This window comes from Brevibacterium sp. FAM 24630 (assembly GCF_049804075.1).
In the GTDB taxonomy this organism is placed as follows: domain Bacteria; phylum Actinomycetota; class Actinomycetes; order Actinomycetales; family Brevibacteriaceae; genus Brevibacterium.
The window spans coordinates 64,528-84,113 of sequence record NZ_JBNBZD010000002.1 but is presented as its reverse complement, the minus strand read 5'-3'; the positions used below and the strand labels follow the sequence as shown (position 1 = coordinate 84,113).

Here is a 19,586-nt window from a genome sequence, read left to right as displayed (position 1 = left end):
CGAGTTCTGCTGCCTTCGGTTCAGGCAGATCGTTATACGGTTCGGTCGGCATCCACATGTGCAAAGTCGATTGCTGCATTCGCGGAACGTGTAAAAGAAATGGCGAATTCTTTACACGTGCTGTCGATATGGCAATCTGCCTGTCACGTCCGGACCGTCCCAGCTGCTCCGCGCTGTCACTGCTCTCACATATCCAGCCGGTGGACTCGGGGATAGACTGACGGTGCGGTCCACGCATACGCCGGGGAACGCAGACGAGCTACCTCGGCGTTCGTGTTTCAACGGAAGGAAGTCAATGCCCACCGTCGCCAGAAACATCGTCGATACCCTCGTGGCCAGCGGAGTCCAGCGCGTCTACGGCATCCCCGGAGACTCGCTCAACGGCTTCACCGATGCGCTGCGGGTCAACCCTCAGCTCGACTGGGTCCATGTCCGCCACGAGGAGGCCGCCTCCTTCGCCGCCAGCGGTGAGGCCGCACTGACCGGCCAGCTGGCCGTGTGCGCCGGCAGCTGCGGGCCCGGCAACCTCCACCTCATCAACGGTCTCTACGATGCCCAGCGGTCGCGAGTTCCCGTGTTGGCGATCGCCGCACAGATCCCCAGCGACGAGATCGGCTCGAACTACTTCCAGGAGACCCACCCGACCGAGCTGTTCCGCGAATGCAGCGTCTACGTCGAAAACGTGGCCACTGCCGAGCAGATGCCCCGGCTGCTGCGCATCGCCATGCGCGAGGCCGTCGAGAAGCGCGGCGTCGCGGTCCTCGTCATCCCCGGTGACATCGGCCTGACCGAGATCAGCGCCGCCGCCGAGGTGGTCCGGTCCTATCCCTCGCACGTGATCCCCGCCGAATCCCAGGTCGAGGCCGCCGCGAAGGCGCTCAACAAGGGCAAGAAGGTCACGATCCTCGCCGGCGCCGGCACCGAGGGCGCTCATGATGAGCTCATCGCCATCGCCGACAAGCTGCAGGCACCGATCGTCCACGCCCTGCGCGGCAAGGAATTCGTCGAGTACGACAACCCCTTCGACGTGGGCATGACAGGTCTGCTCGGCTTCTCCTCCGGCTATCACGCGCTCAAGGGCTGCGACACCCTGCTCATGCTCGGAACCGACCTGCCCTATCAGCAGTTCTATCCCGAAGACGCGACCGTCATCCAGGTCGACGTGCGCGGCTCCCAGATCGGGCGGCGCACCCCGGTCGACATCGGCCTGGTGGGGACGGTGGCCGATACCGTCGACTCACTGCTGCCTCTCATCAAGGGCCACCGCAGCAGTTCTCATCTCAAGACGATGACCAAGCACTATGCGAAGACCCGCAAGGAGCTCGACGAACTCGCCACACCGTCGAAGCGCACCATCCACCCGCAGTACCTCACCCGGCTCATCGACGAGATGGCCGATGACGATGCGGTCTTCGTCCCGGATGTGGGATCACCGGTGACCTGGGCGGCGAGGTATCTGACGATGAACGGCAAGCGCCGCCTCATCGGGTCTTTCAGCCACGGCTCCATGGCCAACGCCCTCTCCCAGAGTGTCGGGGTGCAGTCAGCGTTCGAGGACCGGCAGACCATTGCGCTCGCCGGTGACGGCGGACTGTCGATGCTGCTGGGCGAACTCATCACGCTCACCCAGAACAAACTGCCGGTGAAGACGGTCGTGTACAACAACTCCTCGCTCAACTTCGTCGAGCTCGAGATGAAGGCCGCCGGTTTCGTCACCTTCGGCACCGAGCTCAACAACCCCGATTTCTCCACCATCGCCGAGGCGGTCGGGATCAAGGGGTTCCGCGTCGAGAAGTCCAAGGACCTGCCGAAGGTGGTGCGTGAGTTCCTCGCCTACGACGGGCCCGCAGTCCTCGACGTCGTCACCGAGCGGCAGGAGCTGTCGATGCCGCCGACGATCACCGCCGACCAGGCCAAGGGCTTCGCCCTCTACGCCATCCGCACGGTGATGTCGGGCAAGGGCGATGAACTCATCGACCTCGCACGGACGAACATCCGCCAGCTCTTCTGACGCCGCGCCTGACGCCGCGGCTGACGCTGCGCCTGAGGCCCCTGCCGAGAAACAGGTTGAGTGCCGAGAAACGGGAGTGCACTCCCGGGCCTCGGCACTCAACCTGTTTCTCGATGAAACCAGGGGAGGTGCTGGTCAGCGGAGACCGTAGGGGGCTAAGGCCTGAGCGGTGACGAGGGCTGCGGTCAGCGCCTCATGCCCCTTGTCTTCCTGCGATCCCTCGAGCCCGGCACGGTCGAGCCCCTGCTGTTCGGTGTCACAGGTGAGCACGCCGAAGCCCACGGGCTTGCCGGAGTCGATGGCCACACGACCCAGGCCGTCGGTGGCGGCCTGGCAGACGTAGTCGAAGTGCGGAGTGCCACCGCGGATGACCACGCCGAGGGCGACGACCGCGTCGAAGTGCGGCATCAGTCGTGCCGCGGCGACCGGCAGTTCGAAGCTGCCGGGAACGCGGATGAGCGTGGCTTCGGCACCGGCCTCGGCGGCGGCGCGTTGGGCTCCGTCGACGAGTCCGTCCATGATCTGGGTGTGCCAGGAGGCAGCGACGATGGCGACGCGCAGATCGGCGGCGTCGACGGTGAGTGCGGGGGCTCCGGAATGGGCCATGGGTATGTCCTTTGCTCAAGGGCTCGGGTGAGCCTGTCGTGCGGGTTCGGAAGAGCCTGGTTCGTTCCTGACGAGAGTGCGGTGACCCCGTCGTGGTCTTCGTATGATCGGTGCCGCCAGGGCCGGCGGCTGAGCGTCAGCTGGCGACGGCCCCGGTGGATTCGGCGCTGTCGCGGGCAGTCCCCGTGACCTCGGGCAGCGTGAGCGCATGGTGCATGCGTTCGCGCTTCGTGGCCAGGTAGTGGGTGTTCTCCGGGCGGGCGGCGACCTCGAGCGAGACCACCGCCTCGACCGTGATGCCCAGCTTCTCCAGTGCTGCCGTCTTCGCCGGGTTGTTCGTCAGCAGTCGGATGCGTGTGAGACCGAGCGAACGCAGAATCGCTGCGGCGGCACGGTAGTCGCGGGCATCATCGGTGAACCCGAGGTCACGATTCGCATCCACCGTGTCTCGGCCCTGATCCTGCAGCGCATAGGCACGCAGCTTGTTGCTCAGTCCGATCCCGCGGCCCTCATGCCCGGTCAGGTAGATCACGGCCCCTCCACGGTCGGCGACGAGATCGAGCGCCCGGTCGAGCTGCTCCCCGCAGTCACACCGATGCGAACCGAAGACATCCCCGGTCAGGCACTCCGAATGCACACGCACCAAGGGCGCCGGACCGTCAGATGCAGAGTCCAACGATCCCGCGAACACGCCGAGGTGGTCGTGCCCGTCGATCGTGAACGCGCGGGCCCGCAGGCTCCCGTGCTTCGTCGGCAGCGGAACCTCCGCGGTCGTCAGCAGGGGCTCGTCTCCCGCCGGTGACTCGGCGCCGGACATCGCGGAAGTTGCAGAGGTCTCGGTGCCGGTCAGTGCGGAAGACCCCGTCGACGACGCCTCGTCGACGCCGCCTGCATCCCGGGCATCGAGGTAGGCGATGAGCTGCTCGATGGAGACCATGACGAGGTCGTTCGCATCGGCGAAGTCACGGACCGCGTCGAAGCGCATCATCGAACCGTCGTCGTGGACCACCTCGGCGATCATCGCCACCGGCTGCGCACCGGCCAGGCGCGCGAACTCGACACCCGCTTCGGTGTGGCCCGGGCGTTCGCGGACCCCGCCGTCCTTCGCGACGAGCGGGAAGATGTGACCGGGCCGCGAGATCGCTGCCGGATCGGGGATCGCTGCGGCGAGCACCCGGCCGGTCTCGGCACGTTCGGCGGCGCTGATTCCCGTGGTCACTCCCACTGCGTCGCAGCTGATCGTGTAGGCGGTGCCCTTCGGGTCCTCGTTGTCGGTGACCATCGGCGGCAGTCGCAGGGCACCGGCGCGGTTGGCGGTCATAGGAGCGCAGATGACGCCCGAGGTGTGGCGGACGAAGAAGCCGATCGTCGCGGCGTCCGCGTATTCGGCGGCCATGATGAGGTCGCCTTCGTTCTCCCTGTCCTCATCGTCGACGACGAGGATGGGACGGCCGGCGGCGACGGCGGAGATGGCCGCGTCGATCGGGTCGAGACGGCTGGCGTGAGCGACTGAATCAGTCATGATCGACTCCTTGCTGAGTGCTGTTGTGCGTCGTAGACGATGAGAAGGACAGGAGGCGGGCGGTGTACTTCGCGAGCACATCGACTTCGATGTTCACGGCCGCGCCGACCTCGAGCTCGCCGAAGGTCGTATGGGTCAGGGTGGCCGGGATGAGGCCGACCTCGACCCACGCGTTGGGGGCCGAGGGTTCGGACACGGCGGTCAGGGTCAGGGACACTCCGTTGAGGGCGATGGATCCCTTGACCGCTGTCAGCGGAGCGAGGTCGTTCGGGACCGCGATGCGCAGGGTCGACCAGTCGGGCCGGTCGATGCGGTCGATGAGTTCGCCGCGTCCGTCGACGTGGCCTTGGACGACGTGACCGTCGAAGCGCCCCGAGGCGGGTGTGCAGCGTTCCAGGTTGACCCGGTCGCCGGTGCCCAGCGTGCCGAGCCCGGTCAGACGCAGCGTCTCGCCCATCACCTCGGCGGTGAAGCGTCCCGGCTTCTGCGCAGCGGACCGTCTCGTCGAGGTCAGGCAGACGCCGTTGACGGCCAGCGATCCGCCGAGGTCGAGATCGGCGACGAGATCGCCGGCATCGATGGTGATCGCGGCCGAATCGTTCGTGTGCTCGATGGTCTCGACGGTGCCGAGTCCTTCGATGATTCCGGTGAACATGTGCCTCCGTGATGCTGAAGTCGTGGTGCTGAACAGTGAGTGTCGAGTGGGGCAGCGGTGGGCCGGCTGCGTGTCGTCAGGGGCCCGGTGGGCCTGAGACGGTCGATCCTGAACCCGTCGACCCTGCCCCTGTCGACTCTGAAACCGGCGGGGCGGATCCCGGTGGTGTCGTCTCTGTGGCGAAGTGGAGCAGGAAGTCGGGGCCGAGCGTTGAGAGGGCGGGCACCTCGGTGTCGTCGGGGACCAGTCGAAGCGCCTCGCTGAGGGTGCCGATATTGAGCCCTTCGATGCTGCGCCGGCCCGGGCCGATCAGCAGCGGCGCCTGATAGCAGAAGACCTCATCGACGACACCGGCGGCGAAGAAGGCGGCGAGGATCCGCGGCCCGCCCTCGACGAGGAGGTGGCGGACCTTCTCCTCGTGCAGTCGGTCCAGGGCTTCGCCGATGTCATGGGTGCGCAGCCGGAGGGTGTCGGGGTTGAGCGCGAGGAAGGATTCGGCGGGCAGCTCGGTGTCACCGAGCACGACGGGCCGCGGCTGATTCGGCAGGGCGGTCCCGTCCGCTTCGCGGGCGTTGAGTCGCGGATCATCGGCCAGCGCCGTGCCGGTGCCGACGAGGATGGCATCGACGCGAGAGCGGATCTCATGGGCGTGCGCCCGGGACTGCGCCGAGGTGATCCATTGGCTGGTCCCGTCGGCGGCGGCAACGGCCCCGTCGAGGCTCTGCGCGATCTTCACCGTGACGAAGGGCCGGCCCTCGGACATCGCCGAGACCCACCGGGCGTTGAGAGCGCGGGAGTCCGCGCGGTGCAGTCCCGAACGCACTGTGAGCCCCGCCTCGGCGAGGATCTCACCGCCACCGGCGGCCAGCGGATTCGGGTCGGGTGCGGCGAAGATGACGGACGGGATTCCGGCGGAGCGGATCGCCTCGGTGCACGGCCCCGTCCGACCGTAGTGGGAGCAGGGTTCGAGCGTGACGAACAGCGTCGCAGCGGACAGGTCGATGTCGAGATCGTGAGCGGTGGTGATGGCATCGACTTCGGCGTGTGGAGTGCCGGCGCCACGGTGATGGCCGATGACGATCTGGCCGTCGTCGGTCAGGATTGCGGCGCCCACGAGCGGATTCGCCCCGCGGAATCCTTCGCGGGCCGCGTTGAGGGCCGCGGTCATCGCCGCGGATTCGAGTTCGGTGAACTCCGCTGCCTCCGTGAGCTGCGCGCCCATGAAAAAACCTCCCGAGCCTTCGCCGGGAGGGAGGATATTGCGGGTGCAACCATCAGAGCGGCCGGACGCTGACGGCGGTGCATGCGAATGCACGCCTCCACAGCGGCCAAGGCCACCATGCTCCTCCCATCCAGACTCTGACTGTCGGTTTCGGAATTTCACCGAATCAACCGCCTGCACGAATGCCAGCGGGTCGCGGACTATGACCGCCGGTACGGAATTTCACCGTCCCCGGAACATGTGAGGCCAGATTAGCACGACCATCGCCGAGGCGGATGTGGCGTCCGTCACAAGATGACCTCCGCGTCCGGCGGAGCCGGATTTGCCGTGATGCATAACCGGGGTATATAAAGAGGTTATGGATGATGTGGATTCAGCAGAGCTCGTATCGCGTCTCGTCGTCGTCTCGTCGCGTCTGACCAGGGCGTTTCGGCGAGTGATCGGCAACGAGAACTCCTTGGCCGCCCTGCGAGCGCTCGCAGTCGTCGAGCAGTATCAGCCCGTTCGGGTCGGGCATTTCGCCCAGGGGTACCTGAGTTCACAGCCCGCGGCGACGAAGCTCCTCGCCAAACTCGAGGAGGCCGGACTCGTCGTCCGGGAGGCGAGCCCCACCGACGGGCGCGCCTCGCAGTTCTCGCTGACCGATGCCGGCCGGGAGCGGCTGGCCGAGAACCGCTCGATCATGATCGATCAGATGCAGCCGTACTTCGAATCGCTCAGCGTCGAGGAGCGGCAGAGCGTCGATCGGGCACTCGGGCTGGTCTCGGACTTCCTCAAGGATCGGCATCCGGTCGACAGCGTCGACGAATCCGCGGAAGCACCGGAGTCGGACGCGAACGCGGACTAGACGACGAATCCACTACGGGTCTCACCCGTGATCTCACAACAGAAGGCACCACACGAAAGGGGACGCGACCAGCAGATGAGAGCGTCAGCAGACAACGAAGCCACAGGAGACGAAACACCCGGCGACACCGGGGCGGGAGCGTCCATCCTCCATCAGCCACGTGCCGTCTGGGCAGTTGCGTTCGCCGCCGTCATCGCCTTCATGGGCATCGGTCTGGTCGACCCGATCCTGCCGGCCATCTCGGCTGAACTCGATGCCTCTCCCGCCCAGTCGATGCTGCTGTTCACCAGCTACCTGTTCATCACCGGCGGCATGATGTTCTTCACGAGCTTCCTGTCCTCGCGCATCGGCGCGAAGACCACACTGCTCGTCGGGCTCGTCCTCATCGTCGCATTCGCCGCGCTCGCGGGATTCTCCGGTTCCGTCGACCAGATCATCGGCTTCCGCGCCGGTTGGGGTCTGGGCAATGCGCTCTTCATCTCCACCGCCCTGTCGACGATCGTCGGTGCCGCATCCGGCGGCGCGGATAGGGCGATCATCCTCTACGAGGCGGCTCTGGGCGTGGGCATCGCCACCGGCCCGCTCCTCGGCGGGCTGCTCGGCGGGATCTCGTGGCGCGGTCCGTTCTTCGGCACCGCAGTCCTCATGGCCATCGGCTTCATCGCCATCGTCGTGCTGCTGCCGGGAGGCACGAATTCGGGCGGACCGTCTGCCGAGCCGATCAGGCTCAGTGCCACATTCCGGGCGCTCGCTCGTCCGGGAGTGGCTGTGCTCGGTGTCTCCGCGCTGCTGTACAACTTCGGCTTCTTCATCCTCCTGGCCTACAGCCCCTTCCCTGTCGAAGCGGCCGCCGCGAAGATGGGCATGGAGGACTTCGGAGCCATGGGACTCGGCTACGTCTTCTTCGGCTGGGGCATCTGCGTGGCGGTCACCTCGGTGTTCGCGGCTCCGCAGCTGACCAAGCGGATGGGGCGCCGCCGCAGCCTCATCGTCACCCTCGTCGCGCTCGCTGTGCTGCTCGGGGTCATGTCGTTCCTCGTCGACTCGTTCGTCGGCATCATCATCTGCATCATCGTCGCGGGCATGTTCCTCGGTGTGCTCAACACGGTCTTCACAGAATCGGCGATGGAGGTCAGCGACCTGCCCCGCCCGGTGGCTTCGGGCACCTACTCGGGTGTGCGCTTCGTCGGCGGTGCCGTGGCGCCGATCGTCGCCGGAGCCGTGTCCGAGTCGATCGGGCCGGTTCTCCGTACCTCTTCGGAGCCGGAGCCGTGCTGCTGTCGGTCGTCGTCATCTCGGTGGGCTGGAAGACGCTGCGTCGCGTCGACGGCCATATCGACGAGACTCCGGTCGACGAAGCATATGCCCTGACCGGGGGTGATGCCTGAGGCATCGAGGCATTCCCAGCGGCGCCCGAAGGACAGATCCTCGGGCGCCGCTGCTGTCTTCGAAGGTTCGAGTTCGGGATGCGGCTGCTGTCGTCGAGGCAGGGCCGTTGGGCGAACGAAGAGGCGTGTTGCAGATCTGAAACCGTGGGAAATAGGGGCGGAGGCGGACTTTGGTGCACAATTGGAGCTGCTGATCCTGAACAATCCTCTAAATACGAAGGTCATAATGTCCTACGACGCGAATGCAGCATACAACTCAGGTTCCGGGGTCCCCGGTCAGGGAATGCCGGGTGCCGGAATGCCCGGTGAGCAGGGCTTCGGCGGAGCGCCGCGCGGTGCCGCCCACCCCGATGACCTTTCCCTCCCGCTCTACGGCGCCTCCTTCGGCCAGGCCGTCAAGCGCTTCTTCAAGAACTACGTGAAGTTCAACGGCCGGGCCTCGCGCAGCGAGTTCTGGTTCGCTTACCTGTTCACCGCTCTCGGTGCTCTGATTCCGTATATCTTGCTGATCATCGGGTTGGTCATGATGTCGGTTTCGGCATCTGGGGATCCGTATGGGTTCTCCGGGCCGTCCGGGGCCAGCCTGGCTCTGATGGGCATCGGTGGAACGCTCATGGGGCTTTTCGTCCTGGCTACTCTGGTACCGCAGATCGCCATCTCCTGGCGCCGGCTTCATGATGCGAACTACTCAGGTCTGCTGTACCTTCTGTCCTTGACGGGCATCGGCAGCATCGTCCTCATCGTGCTCTACATCATGCCTTCGAAGCCCGAGGGACAGCGCTACGACGCCTGAGTCGCACTCCGGCAATCACGTCTCGCTGAGGACATGTCAGCTGCGGGACCATCACGCCCCGTCGGCGCCATCTCGCACCGTTGCAACGGTATGAGATGACGTCGGCGGGGCGTTGTGCCGCCTGCGAGAGGCGGTGACGCTCGCGGGTGACTACCGGGGGCGGACGGTCCGGACGAACGACACGATCATCGCGACGAAGACGATCGCCCACACGACGAAGCCGATCCAGAACCAGTGCTGACCGATCCACTCGATCGCGGGCAGCCGATCCGAGCGGCCCAGGAACATGCTCGCCACCGCGTACATGCCCAAGGGGAACACCATGCTCCACAGTCCCGCCGAGTAGCTCATCGGCACCCGGTGGATGAGGTGCCGCCACGCTCCGGCCAGAACGAGAGCCGGGATGAGCCAGGTGGCGAAGGCCCACAGCAGCGTCGACGATCCGCCGACGACCATGCGTGTGGCATCAAGGATCGGCGAGGCCTCGAGTTCGAGGATCCGCGATCCCGCAACGATCGTGATTGCCAAGGCCCCCATCGTCACCCAGTACGGGGCGTCGAGGTCTTCGGGCCCGAATCGATGCCGCAGAACCCTGACGAAGATCGACACCGAGCAGACGACATAGAGTGCCAATCCCACGGCCCACATCACCACAGCGACCAGGGTGAGGAAGACGACGAAGCCCGCAGAGGAGAACTCGGTGTTCGCGGTTTCGATCGCCAGGCTCGAGGCGACGACGGCCACGGACTGAGACGCCACCACCCAGACCAGCCAGGTGCCGTTGACTTCCTTGGACACCGGGTGGATGTTCGAGCCGAGGATCGCAGTGAATGGAATTCCGTACCCGAGGATCAGCCACAACAGGGCGCCGATGCCGAAGAGCACCAGCGCCGGTTGCACCACCCCGAGCCCGATCAGCGCTGTGGCCAGGACATTCGTGCCCGCCACAGCAGTGAAGAACCCGAAGGCGCGACTGGGATTGTGAAGGTCGGCACGCAGATCATCTCGGTAGCGGACCACCCGAATGAGTGACAGAGCGATGAAGAACAGGTAGAGGACGACAGCCGGCCAGAACAGAACGACGCTGAGCAGGTGCAGCCCCTTGAGCTGAGCGCCGACCGCGACGATGCCCGTGGCCATCACCGAAGCGAAGCATCCGGGTGCGAGCGTCGACGGGCTCAGGCCCCAGGCCCTGTGCAGCTGCGAGAGGCCGCTATCCGCCGTGCTCATCCGCTCCTCGCCCTCATGTGCGTATTCGTTCCCATCTGCGTATTCGTTCCTTTCAACCTTAGTACTCCGCATCGGCCCGCAGCTGCACAGGAGACGTTGCGGACTCCGAATCGCGCCCGCAGGCGGAGGCGATGGTGTGCGATTGCCGACAATCGCCTTTTTCTGAGCCCGTATTCGTGAGACGATCCGCTAGAGTTACCTATGAGTAACCTGAAGTCTGTCGGCCCCTCCTTATGCCGCCGTTCCCCTCCGGTGGCGTAGTCTGCAGTCACATAAGCGGCGCGTCGGCGCCCGGACGCGCTGAGGGTCGGCGCGAGGACAGACAAGCCGGCACAGACACGTGGGAACGGACGATTGGGAGCCATGGCCATGGAGAGCACCACAGAGACTCTCGCCGAGGACACGGACAGCGACGAGCAGTCGATTGCAGTGCGCAATTGGTCCCTGTCAGGCAAGCAGGGTGAGGTCTTCGACGACATCGACCTCGAGATTCCGGAGGGCGGACTCGCGATCGTCCGCGGTCCCGCCGGCAGCGGAAAGACCTCCTTCCTCCTGTCCCTCGCGGGACGGATGCGGGTCTCGGCGGGGGAGGGCCGCCTCGGCGACCTCGACATCCGCAAACGGGCCCGCGCCGTTCGCAGCCTGGTCGCGGTCGGACATGTCGAGGGTCTGACCGACCTCGAGAACGATTTCACCGTGGCCCAGCACGTCGCCGAACGCCAGATCATGCTGCAGCCTTGGTATAAGCCTTGGGTGTCGAAGTCATCGCTGCGCGAGATCATCGGCCTGTTCCGCGAGACTCTGCAGTCGGCGACGGACTTCATCGACGAACAGCCCGAAGGGACGTTCTCGACCACAGATGCGCAGCGGGCAGACTTCCTCATCGACGACGACGGTGAGGTCTTCGTCTCGGAACTGAGCGAGCTGCAGAAGTTCTTCCTCGAATTCGGGTTGGCCTGCCTGAGCCGACCGCCCGTCGTCGTCATCGACAACATCGACTACCTGCGCGAATCAGCCGACCGGGCGCGAGCCTGGGCGGGGATCCTCGTCTACCAGCAGCTGCGGAAGACTCGAGAGCCGGACAAGCCGCTCACGGTCATCGTCTCCTGCGAGGACGCCGGCGAATTCGACATCGCACAGCGATCGCTCGGACCCCACGCGGAGCCGAGGGCGGTCGTCGAACTCGAGCTGCCCGTCAGCCAGAGACCCCACAGCCGATCGCGGCACTGACGATGTCCGCACCGTCGCCTGCACTCGCCGAGGCGGCTCCCGGCCGCGATCCGATCGCGGCCCCATCCGCACTGACAGTCCTCCACCACGATTTCGATCCCGAGGAGATTCCCGTATGTTCTCCCTTCCCTGGCTAGAGCTCTCACGGTTCAAACGACACACGATCACGCGCCTGGCGATGATCGTCATCGCCATCATCCCCGCCATCTACGGCGGCCTCTACCTGGCCTCGAACTGGAACCCGACCGACCATCTCGACAAACTGCAGGCGGCAGTGGTCAACGAGGACGTCGGGGCGGAGAAGCCGGATTCCGACGGCGAGACCCTGCACGCCGGCGATGAACTCGTCGACGAGATCACCCCGAAGGGCGAAGGCGGATTCGACTGGACCGAGACGAGCCAGGAGGAAGCCGACAAGGGCCTGTCCGAAGGCAAGTACTTCGCGATCCTCGAGATCCCGAAGGACTTCTCGCAGGCCCTGGTGTCCACCGGCGGCGACGATCCGGAACGGGCTGGACTGCAGTTGCGCACCGACGACGCCCACAACTTCATCGTCGGCCAAGTGGCCGGCACTGTGCTCAATGAGATCAATTCGGGTTTGAACAAGACGACCACGTCCGAATACGTCAACGAGGTCTACCTCGGCTTCAATGACATCCACGCGGAGACGAAGAAGGCCGCAGACGGGGCGGCGGAGCTCCACGACGGTTCGGTCGAACTCCACGACGGAACCGGTCAGCTCGTCGACGGGACGACCGAGCTCGACAAGGGCGTCGGCACGCTGAGAACGGGACTCGGCGATCTCGACGACGGCGCCGGGGAGCTCAAGAAGGGCAGCGGCGACCTCGCCGACGGCGCCGATACCTTAGCGAAGTCGACGACCGAGGCGAAGAACGGTTCGAGCGAACTCGCCGACGGGGCCGGTCAGGTCGCCGACGGCACCTCCGAGCTCCGTGACGTCGCCGATGAGACCACGGACAAGGCGGAGGACCTCAAGCGCAAGGCCGATGACCTCGTCGACGGGGCGCGACCGAAGCTCGAACGTGCCGAAGGCGACTTCGATGATGCTCGCACCACCGTGCGCGGGGACATGGACGACCGGGTCAAGCAGCTGCAGAAGGACTATCCGGACGATGAGAATGTGCAGAGACTCGCGGACGACATGAACGGCCTCGGCGAGGATCTCGACAGTGCGCACACGCGTGCCTCCGATGCGAAGGACGAAGCCAAGCGCCTCGAGGGCCCGGTGACCGACGCCGTCGATTCCGTCATGGAGAAGATCAGGGCCGCGGACAAGAAGGTCGGTCAGCTCGACGATGGGGCGCAGAAGGTCTCCACTGGAGCCGACGACCTCCATTCCGGCCTGCTCAAGCTCGATGCCGGGGCGGGCAAGCTCGCCACGGGAGCCGATGATCTCCATTCCGGTGCCGTCGAACTCAAGGACGGCACCGCGAAGGCCAAGGACGGAGCCGATGACCTCAAGGACGGCTCCTCGCAGCTCGTCGACGGGTCGACCGAACTCGACAAGGGTGCGGGCAAGCTCGTCGACGGTTCCGAGGAACTCGCCGACGGCTTGGAGAAGGGGCTTGAGCAGATCCCGACGTACGACAAGAACGACCGCGACCACCGGTCGGACGTCGTGGCTGTGCCGGTCGATGCGGAGAAGTCCAAGGACAACGCCGTCGATGCCTACGGTGAGGGCCTGGCAGCCTTCTTCGTGTCTCTGGCACTGTGGATCGGCGGCATGATCACCTACATGGTCCTCAACGCGATTCCCTATCGTGCCCTGGCCTCATCGGCGAAGTCTTCGCGCATCGCTTGGGCCGGATATGTGCCGGGTCTGCTCTTCGGAGTCGCGCAGGTCGCAGTGCTCTACCTCGTGCTCACCTTCGCCCTCGACTTCTCGGCAGGTGCATGGCTGTGGACCCTGCTGTTCTCGGTGCTCATCGCCGCGAACTTCCACGCGATCCACCAGCTGTGTGTGGCCGCACTGGGCGGAGTCGGGCGGCTCATCGCGCTCGTGCTGCTGATGATCCAGATCGCCTCGGCGGGCGGGACCTATCCCGTGGAGACGGCACCGGGCATCTTCCAGATCATCTCGCCGTTCCTGCCGATGAGTCACGCGGTCAACGGACTGCGCACGCTCATCGCCGGCGGCGATATGTTCATCGCCGGGCAATCGGCGGTGGTTCTGCTGCTGATGACGCTCATCGCCCTGGCAGCGACCGTCGTCGTGTGCAGCCGCAAACGCATGGTCACGCTCACGCAGCTGCACCCGAGTCTGAGCTTGTAGTGCTGGGCCGGGCGCGGCGGAAGGGGTCGCCTCGGTCAGTCGTCGAGGTAGCGAAGGTACCGCTGCGGGTCGTCGAGGAAGCGGCGCCAGTGGTCGACCATGTCGAGGTCTTCCCACGTGGACTCGCGCAGCCCCCATTCCCCGGCCTCGACGAGCTTCGCCCCCTCGGCTCGGGCGAGGATCGGAGAATGCGTGGCCATGACCGTCTGCAGGCCGTTGCGCTGGCGTTCGCGGATGAGCTGGAGAAGAGTGAGCGAAGCGGTGAAGGACAGCGCGCTCTCCGGCTCATCGAGGATCCACAGCCCCAGCCCCATGAATCTGCCCGTGAGCAGGTCGACGAACATCTCGCCATGTGACCGCTGGGCGTACTGGCGGCCGCGGATGGAACCGACGTCCAGCAGGTAGGCCATGTTCTCGTGCATCGTCTCGGCGCGGAGGAAGAAGCCGCCGCGGTCAGCTGACGCTCCGCGAATGATCTGCAGGTGGTCGCTCAGCTCGGGAGGCGCCTCGGCGTGATCGCGCCTCTCCCAGTCGGAGCCACCGCCGTGCGGCAGGTCGAGGGCCGTAGCGATGGCTTCGATGATCGTGGACTTGCCCGAACCGTTCTCGCCGACGAAGACGGTCGTGCGTTCGAACTCGAATCCCTCCAGAACGTTGCGGACGGCCGGCAGCTCGCGCAGCCAGGGACTCAGCTCCGGAGGCGACAGAGCGTGCTTGTTCACTGATCGCAGCGGCAGATCGATGCGGGGATCCATGTCGGTGAGGCTACCGGCCGGCCCTGACATGGCCGGCCGTGCCTACCCGAGTGCCAGCCGCAGCGCGAGGATGATGAGCACGATCGCGATGACGATGTCGAGGACCTGCCACACTCGCGGCCGGGCCAGGTACCGGGAGAGTCCGCGGGCGCCGTAGCCGATGGCGAGGAACCAGCTCATCGAACCGAGCATGGCCCCGAGCGTGAACGGCCAGACGTTGCCCTCGCCCTGCTGATTGGCGAGATTGCCGAGCATGACGACGGTATCGATGTACACACCGGGATTGAGGAAGGTCAGCGCCAGCGTGGTGAGGATGACCGACTTGAGGCTGCGCTGCTGGGTGTCCGCTTCGAGCCCGGTGGCAGCGCGTGCCGAGCGCAGGCTGGTCCACGCGAACCAGAGCAGATAGGCCACGCCCAGCCAGCGCAGGATCTCCAGAGCCCATGGCGCCAAGAGCACGATCGCGCCGATGCCCACCGTGCCCGCTCCGATGAGCAGGACTGCAGATAGTGACGACGACGCCGAGGTGCTCACGCCGGATGCCCTGCCGCAGCAGGAGAGCGTTCTGAGGTCCGACGGCGATGATGAGCGACCAGCCGGTGAGGAGTCCGGTGACGAGATGAGTGAGCACGGACTCAAGATTAGAGTCCGCAGCCGGGTAAGAAAAACACAAGAATCTTCATCTGATGCACAATTGCTTCATGAACATCGAGCACGTCAAGGCGCTCGCCGCGGCCGTCGACGAGGGCACGGTCGAAGGCGCGGCATTCGTCCTGGGGATCACGCCTTCGGCTGCGAGTCAGCGCATCCGCACCCTCGAGTCCCGCCTCGGACAGGTGCTCATCCGCCGCAGCAATCCGATCACCGTCACCGAGGCGGGGCAGGCGGTCCTCAGGTACGCCCGGGAGGTCGAGCTGCTCGAGGCCGAGACGATGGACCGTCTCATCGACATCGATGCACCCGGCCGGACCGACGCCGACCGGGCCGGGTCCGGCACCGCGGCCCGGATCCCCACAGTGCTGCGGATCGGGGTCAACGCCGATTCCATGGCGACGTGGTTTCGTCCGATCTTCGCCGAGGCGGCCGGCTGGGATGACATCGTCATCCGCATCGAGCTCGCCGACCAGGACAAGGCGCTCGGCCTCCTGACCTCGGGCGAAGTGTTGGGAACGATCACCTCGGCGCAGGTCGGCGGATACGGGACCGAGGTCGAACGGCTCGGGTCGATGCGCTATGTCGCCGTCGCCACCAGGCATCTGCTGGCCAGGCACAGCACCGGCGCCGAGGTGGACCTGGAGAGGATGCCCATGGTGAACTTCGGCAAGGACGACGATCTGCAGCTGTCATTCCTCCGCCGCGAGGGAGTCGAGGTGACCCCGCCGATGTCGGTGGTGCCGAGCTCCGCCGATTTCGCGACCGCAGTGGCAGCCGGTGTCGGCTGGGGGATGCTGCCCGTGCTCCAGCTCGACGAACTCGACGACGATCTCGTTCAGATCCCCGAGGCCCGGCCCATCGACGTGCCCCTGTACTGGCACCATTGGAAGCTGGCTTCGGAGAAGCTCGCACGGCTGACCGCGGCTCTCCGCCGTGCCGCAGCGACGATGCGGTGATCAGCCGTCGAGCAGCTTCGCGATCAGCCATCTGAGCTGATCGAGGGCGGCATCGACGGTGATGCGCTCGGGGGCGATGATCGCATGCAGACTCAGTCCGTCGAGCATCGTGAACAGGGCGGTCGCCGAGGGTGGCACCTCGGCGGGATCGATATGGCCCTCCTCGGCGAGGAGGCCCAGCCACCTGTGGAGACAGTCATAGGTGACCTGATGGCCGTGTTCGATCAGCCGGCGGGCCCGCGTACGCTGCTCGGGCCCGAGGGCGCTGATGTGCATGGTCAGCCAGACATCGAGTTGGAGATCGCGATGCTCATGCGAGGGTAGGAACTGGGAGCAGCACTCGAAGAGACGCTGCCGTGGATCGCGGGCCGCGTCGTCGATCGAGAAGTCCTTGATCGCGACTTCCATGTAGCTCTGCGCGATCGCCTCGTGCAGAGCGGCCTGAGTGGGAAAGTAGTGCCGCAGAGTCGATGCTCCGATCCCGGCCTCCTTGGCCACGGCTCTCACACTGAGATTCGCCTGACCGGGGCTCGACCGTTCGGCCAGCCTGATCGCGGCCTCGATGATCTCTGCGCGACGAGCCATGTTCCTCTTCCCTTGTGATCCCACCATATGCCAGGCGACCGCCGAATCGCGGCGCGGCCATGCGCCAGTGTAGTACAGTGTACTAGTACGCCGTACTAGACAGAGCATCGACCCTGTGGAAAGGGAGTCCGAAATGATCGAGAGCCTCCAGGAATTCGCCGCGTCCATTCCCGACTGGCTGCAGTGGGCGGGCATCCTTCTCGTCTCCGCCATCCCCTTCGTCGAGTCCTACTTCGGCTCGGTCATCGGTGTGGCGATCGGCCTCCACCCGGTCGTCGCCATCCTCATGGCCGTCATCGGCAATGTGATCTCGATGCTCGCCTTCGTCTATGGAACCGGTGCCATTCGCGACAGGGCGACGAAGAACAAGGAACCTGATGAGTCGCCGAAACGGCAACGGCTCAAGCGCATGTTCGACAAGTTCGGCGTGCCGGGAGTCTCGCTGCTCGGCCAGACCTTCCTGCCCTCACAGATCACGTCCTCGGCGATGGTCGGCTTCGGTGCGAACCGCAATGTCGTCGCCTTCTGGCAGGTCATCTCGATCATCATGTGGGGAGTGCTCTTCGGCGTGCTCGCAACGCTCGGCATCGAACTCGCGCTGCGCTGAGTCGAGGACGGGGCCTCCGGCCGGGTCGCGTCAGTGCCTCCACCTAGACTGGCCCCATGACGGAAAGCATCCCGACGTCCCCGCCCGTTTCGGCAACTCCCGACGACTTCGCCGCCTCCGCTCAGCGGATCCTCGCCGAGCTGACCGCAGACCCGAGCGCGCAGTTCCGCGACGGTCAGCTCGAGTCGATCCGTGACCTCGTCCAGGGCAAGAAACGCGTGCTCGTCGTCCAGCGCACGGGGTGGGGCAAGTCGGCTGTGTACTTCGTCGCCACCCGCATGCTCCGGGCCTCCGGCACCGGACCCAGCCTCATCATCTCGCCGCTGTTGGCGCTCATGCGCGACCAGATCGCCGCTGCCGAGCGTGCCGGTGTCCGTGCCGCCAGTCTCAATTCCTCGAACGTCACCGAGTGGGACTCCGTGCTCGAGGACCTCAGAGCCGGCAGCCTCGATGTCCTCCTCGTCTCCCCGGAGCGGCTGAACAACCCGCAGTTCCGCGACGAGGTGCTGCCGCAGCTGCTGTCCTTCCTCGGCCTCATCGTCGTCGACGAAGCCCACTGCATCTCCGACTGGGGGCATGACTTCCGCCCCGACTACCGCCGCATCGGCCGGATCCTGTCCGAACTGCCGACGAACACCCCGGTGCTCGCGACGACCGCGACCGCGAACTCCCGGGTCGTCGCCGACGTCGCCGAACAGCTCGGCGACGACACCACCGTCGTCCGCGGCGAACTCGCCCGCGACTCGCTGCGGCTCGGGGTCCTGCCCGGACTCGACGCCAGTGCCCGCATCGCCTGGTTGGCCTCACACCTGGGTGACTTCACCGGCTCCGGCATCGTCTACACCCTCACCGTCTCCGCCGCCGAGGACATCACCCGGATGCTGCGCGAGCAGGGCCACGAGGTCCGCGCTTATACGGGCCGGACCGATGCCGAAGAACGTGCCGAACTCGAACAGCAGCTCAAGGACAACCGCCTCAAGGCGCTGGTGGCCACCTCGGCGCTGGGCATGGGCTTCGACAAACCCGACCTCGGTTTCGTCATCCACATCGGGGCACCGTCCTCGGCCGTGGCCTATTACCAGCAGGTCGGTCGTGCCGGCCGCGCTACGGACTCCGCCGATGTGCTCCTGCTGCCCGGTGCCGAAGACGAACAGATCTGGGAGTATTTCGCCACCGCATCGATGCCGAACCAGAACGACGCGAATGCTGTGCTCGCGGCCCTCGCCGAGGCGGACGGCCCCCTGTCCGTGGCCCGCTTGGAGACGCTGGTCGGAACCAAGAGGTCCCGTCTGAATCTGCTGCTCAAGACCCTCGAAGTCGAAGACGCCGTGTCCAAGGTCCGCGGTGGGTACGTCTCCACCGGGATGGGCTGGGCCTATGACCGGGAGCGATACGAAAAGGTCGCGGCCGTCCGCGCCGAAGAGGCCCGGGCCATGCTCGACTACGAAGCGACCGGTCAATGCCGGATGGAGTTCCTCATCCGGCAGCTCGACGATCCCGACCCGCAGCCATGCGGGCGCTGCGACAACTGCGCCGGTGTGTGGTTCTCCGCTGAGATCTCCGACGAGCAGCGTCAGGCTGCGGCCGGGAACCTCCACAAGATCGGCTTGCCCATCGAACCGCGCAGTACGTGGCCCAGCGGGTTGGCCAATATCGGCGTGCCTCTCAAGGGCCGGATCCCCGCGGAAGAACTCGCCGAGGAAGGGCGTGCGATCGCCCGCCTGTCCGACCTCGGGCAGGGGCAGACGCTGCGGTCATTCCTCGCCTCCGATGCTCCCGATGTCGAGGTCCCCGGGCAGATCGGCAAGTGGTGCCTTGAAGTGCTTGCTCAGTGGGATTGGAATTCTCGCCCCGAGGTAGTCGTCTCGATTCCGAGCGGCCGTCGCCCCGTGACCGTTCGGTCCTTGGCTGAGAATCTCGCTGCGGCCGGTCGTCTCGCCGACGGGGGTGAACTGCTTCAGATCGGCGACCACGGCACCCCGGACGTCAACAGCGCCTTCCGAGTCAAAGACCTCTATGAGGCCTTCGTCGTCCCGCCCGAGGTCGAAGAGGCCGTGGCCGGGAAGTCGGTGCTGCTCGTCGATGACGAGGTCGTCTCTCGGTGGACGATGACGGTCTGCGCACGCTTGCTGCGCAGGGCGGGAGCCACCTCGGTGCTGCCATTCGCGCTCGCGCTGCGGGCCTGATGCGGGTGGGTCTGCGGGGCTGACGGGGTGGTGCCGAGGTCCTGAG

General features: G+C 65.9%; 15 protein-coding genes, 2 pseudogenes and 1 riboswitch. Of the genes and pseudogenes, 9 read left to right on the top strand and 8 right to left on the bottom strand.

The genetic code is table 11. The features are described 5' to 3' along the window. The first annotated feature begins 295 nt into the window (after positions 1 to 295). Positions 296 to 2,011: a ubiquinone-dependent pyruvate dehydrogenase gene (poxB, locus tag ACPUD7_RS01870; protein WP_135539780.1), complete on the top strand. Its 1,716-nt coding sequence runs from the start codon at positions 296 to 298 to the stop codon at positions 2,009 to 2,011. Positions 2,012 to 2,146: 135 nt separating this feature from the next. Here poxB and ribH read toward each other — a convergent pair whose 3' ends face one another. From ribH to ribD, 4 genes are all read right to left on the bottom strand, one after another. After that, positions 2,147 to 2,617, bottom strand: coding sequence for a 6,7-dimethyl-8-ribityllumazine synthase (ribH, locus tag ACPUD7_RS01865; RefSeq protein WP_425118956.1), 471 nt, complete (start codon positions 2,615 to 2,617; stop codon positions 2,147 to 2,149). Between the two features lie 136 nt (positions 2,618 to 2,753). After that, on the bottom strand, positions 2,754 to 4,139 hold the full coding sequence (gene ribA, locus ACPUD7_RS01860) for a GTP cyclohydrolase II (RefSeq protein ID WP_425118955.1): 1,386 nt from the start codon (positions 4,137 to 4,139) through the stop codon (positions 2,754 to 2,756). Continuing rightward, positions 4,132 to 4,794 (bottom strand): riboflavin synthase, encoded by a 663-nt coding sequence (locus ACPUD7_RS01855; protein ID WP_135539786.1) that lies wholly within the window; start codon positions 4,792 to 4,794, stop codon positions 4,132 to 4,134. The genes ribA and ACPUD7_RS01855 overlap by 8 nt, the downstream gene beginning before the upstream one ends. A 76-nt stretch (positions 4,795 to 4,870) precedes the next feature. Next, the gene (ribD, locus tag ACPUD7_RS01850) at positions 4,871 to 6,016 is read right to left on the bottom strand and encodes a bifunctional diaminohydroxyphosphoribosylaminopyrimidine deaminase/5-amino-6-(5-phosphoribosylamino)uracil reductase RibD (RefSeq protein ID WP_425118953.1); all 1,146 of its coding nucleotides are present in this window, start codon (positions 6,014 to 6,016) and stop codon (positions 4,871 to 4,873) included. A gap of 114 nt (positions 6,017 to 6,130) precedes the next feature. Continuing rightward, positions 6,131 to 6,259, bottom strand: a riboswitch (FMN riboswitch). Between the two features lie 115 nt (positions 6,260 to 6,374). Between ribD and ACPUD7_RS01845 the strand changes: the two genes are divergently transcribed. The 3 genes and pseudogenes from ACPUD7_RS01845 to ACPUD7_RS01835 all read left to right on the top strand — a co-directional run bounded on the left by ACPUD7_RS01845 (position 6,375) and on the right by ACPUD7_RS01835 (position 9,044). Then, positions 6,375 to 6,863 carry a MarR family winged helix-turn-helix transcriptional regulator gene (locus ACPUD7_RS01845; protein WP_425118951.1) on the top strand — a complete coding sequence of 163 codons (489 nt, stop codon included), beginning with the start codon at positions 6,375 to 6,377 and terminating at the stop codon, positions 6,861 to 6,863. Between the two features lie 75 nt (positions 6,864 to 6,938). Further along, positions 6,939 to 8,251, top strand: a pseudogene (locus ACPUD7_RS01840) (MFS transporter). Between the two features lie 226 nt (positions 8,252 to 8,477). After that, positions 8,478 to 9,044, top strand: a complete 567-nt coding sequence (locus ACPUD7_RS01835) for a DUF805 domain-containing protein (protein WP_425118950.1) — start codon at positions 8,478 to 8,480, stop codon at positions 9,042 to 9,044. Between the two features lie 150 nt (positions 9,045 to 9,194). Here the strand turns inward: ACPUD7_RS01835 and ACPUD7_RS01830 are convergent, their stop codons facing one another. Further along, complete coding sequence (locus ACPUD7_RS01830) at positions 9,195 to 10,274, bottom strand: tellurite resistance/C4-dicarboxylate transporter family protein (protein ID WP_425118949.1); 1,080 nt, start codon at positions 10,272 to 10,274, stop codon at positions 9,195 to 9,197. Positions 10,275 to 10,643: 369 nt separating this feature from the next. Here ACPUD7_RS01830 and ACPUD7_RS01825 point away from each other — a divergent pair, with 369 nt between their 5' ends. Both ACPUD7_RS01825 and ACPUD7_RS01820 read left to right on the top strand, forming a co-directional pair. Next, the gene (locus ACPUD7_RS01825) at positions 10,644 to 11,504 is read left to right on the top strand and encodes an ATP-binding cassette domain-containing protein (RefSeq protein WP_425118948.1); all 861 of its coding nucleotides are present in this window, start codon (positions 10,644 to 10,646) and stop codon (positions 11,502 to 11,504) included. 115 nt (positions 11,505 to 11,619) lie between these two features. After that, positions 11,620 to 13,797: a YhgE/Pip family protein gene (locus ACPUD7_RS01820; RefSeq protein ID WP_425118947.1), complete on the top strand. Its 2,178-nt coding sequence runs from the start codon at positions 11,620 to 11,622 to the stop codon at positions 13,795 to 13,797. Between the two features lie 35 nt (positions 13,798 to 13,832). Here ACPUD7_RS01820 and ACPUD7_RS01815 read toward each other — a convergent pair whose 3' ends face one another. Further along, a complete protein-coding gene (locus tag ACPUD7_RS01815; RefSeq protein WP_135539798.1) occupies positions 13,833 to 14,552 on the bottom strand; it encodes an AAA family ATPase in 720 nt (239 codons plus the stop codon). 42 nt (positions 14,553 to 14,594) lie between these two features. After that, positions 14,595 to 15,183 (bottom strand): annotated as a pseudogene (locus ACPUD7_RS01810) (LysE/ArgO family amino acid transporter). A 70-nt stretch (positions 15,184 to 15,253) separates the two neighbouring features. On the opposite strand from ACPUD7_RS01810, the gene ACPUD7_RS01805 reads away from it, so the two are divergent. Then, complete coding sequence (locus ACPUD7_RS01805; protein WP_425118946.1) at positions 15,254 to 16,162, top strand: ArgP/LysG family DNA-binding transcriptional regulator; 909 nt, start codon at positions 15,254 to 15,256, stop codon at positions 16,160 to 16,162. Here the strand turns inward: ACPUD7_RS01805 and ACPUD7_RS01800 are convergent, their stop codons facing one another. Beyond that, a complete protein-coding gene (locus ACPUD7_RS01800; protein ID WP_135539804.1) occupies positions 16,163 to 16,747 on the bottom strand; it encodes a TetR/AcrR family transcriptional regulator in 585 nt (194 codons plus the stop codon). 133 nt (positions 16,748 to 16,880) lie between these two features. Between ACPUD7_RS01800 and ACPUD7_RS01795 the strand changes: the two genes are divergently transcribed. Next, the gene (locus ACPUD7_RS01795; RefSeq protein ID WP_135539806.1) at positions 16,881 to 17,354 is read left to right on the top strand and encodes a hypothetical protein; all 474 of its coding nucleotides are present in this window, start codon (positions 16,881 to 16,883) and stop codon (positions 17,352 to 17,354) included. A 56-nt stretch (positions 17,355 to 17,410) separates the two neighbouring features. Next, positions 17,411 to 19,540 (top strand): RecQ family ATP-dependent DNA helicase, encoded by a 2,130-nt coding sequence (locus ACPUD7_RS01790; RefSeq protein WP_135539808.1) that lies wholly within the window; start codon positions 17,411 to 17,413, stop codon positions 19,538 to 19,540. Positions 19,541 to 19,586 lie beyond the last annotated feature (46 nt).

What these genes read in the sequence shown, in the direction of transcription:
- ACPUD7_RS01830 (WP_425118949.1), bottom strand. Translation starts at nt 10,274, where the DNA reads ATGAGCACGGCGGATAGCGGCCTCTCGCAGCTGCACAGGGCCTGGGGC.
- ACPUD7_RS01795 (WP_135539806.1), top strand. Translation starts at nt 16,881, where the DNA reads ATGATCGAGAGCCTCCAGGAATTCGCCGCGTCCATTCCCGACTGGCTG.
- ACPUD7_RS01820 (WP_425118947.1), top strand. Translation starts at nt 11,620, where the DNA reads ATGTTCTCCCTTCCCTGGCTAGAGCTCTCACGGTTCAAACGACACACG.
- poxB (WP_135539780.1), top strand. Translation starts at nt 296, where the DNA reads ATGCCCACCGTCGCCAGAAACATCGTCGATACCCTCGTGGCCAGCGGA.
- ACPUD7_RS01845 (WP_425118951.1), top strand. Translation starts at nt 6,375, where the DNA reads ATGGATGATGTGGATTCAGCAGAGCTCGTATCGCGTCTCGTCGTCGTC.
- ACPUD7_RS01815 (WP_135539798.1), bottom strand. Translation starts at nt 14,552, where the DNA reads ATGGATCCCCGCATCGATCTGCCGCTGCGATCAGTGAACAAGCACGCT.
- ACPUD7_RS01800 (WP_135539804.1), bottom strand. Translation starts at nt 16,747, where the DNA reads ATGGCTCGTCGCGCAGAGATCATCGAGGCCGCGATCAGGCTGGCCGAA.
- ACPUD7_RS01805 (WP_425118946.1), top strand. Translation starts at nt 15,254, where the DNA reads ATGAACATCGAGCACGTCAAGGCGCTCGCCGCGGCCGTCGACGAGGGC.
- ribH (WP_425118956.1), bottom strand. Translation starts at nt 2,617, where the DNA reads ATGGCCCATTCCGGAGCCCCCGCACTCACCGTCGACGCCGCCGATCTG.
- ribD (WP_425118953.1), bottom strand. Translation starts at nt 6,016, where the DNA reads ATGGGCGCGCAGCTCACGGAGGCAGCGGAGTTCACCGAACTCGAATCC.
- ACPUD7_RS01790 (WP_135539808.1), top strand. Translation starts at nt 17,411, where the DNA reads ATGACGGAAAGCATCCCGACGTCCCCGCCCGTTTCGGCAACTCCCGAC.
- ACPUD7_RS01855 (WP_135539786.1), bottom strand. Translation starts at nt 4,794, where the DNA reads ATGTTCACCGGAATCATCGAAGGACTCGGCACCGTCGAGACCATCGAG.
- ACPUD7_RS01825 (WP_425118948.1), top strand. Translation starts at nt 10,644, where the DNA reads ATGGAGAGCACCACAGAGACTCTCGCCGAGGACACGGACAGCGACGAG.
- ribA (WP_425118955.1), bottom strand. Translation starts at nt 4,139, where the DNA reads ATGACTGATTCAGTCGCTCACGCCAGCCGTCTCGACCCGATCGACGCG.
- ACPUD7_RS01835 (WP_425118950.1), top strand. Translation starts at nt 8,478, where the DNA reads ATGTCCTACGACGCGAATGCAGCATACAACTCAGGTTCCGGGGTCCCC.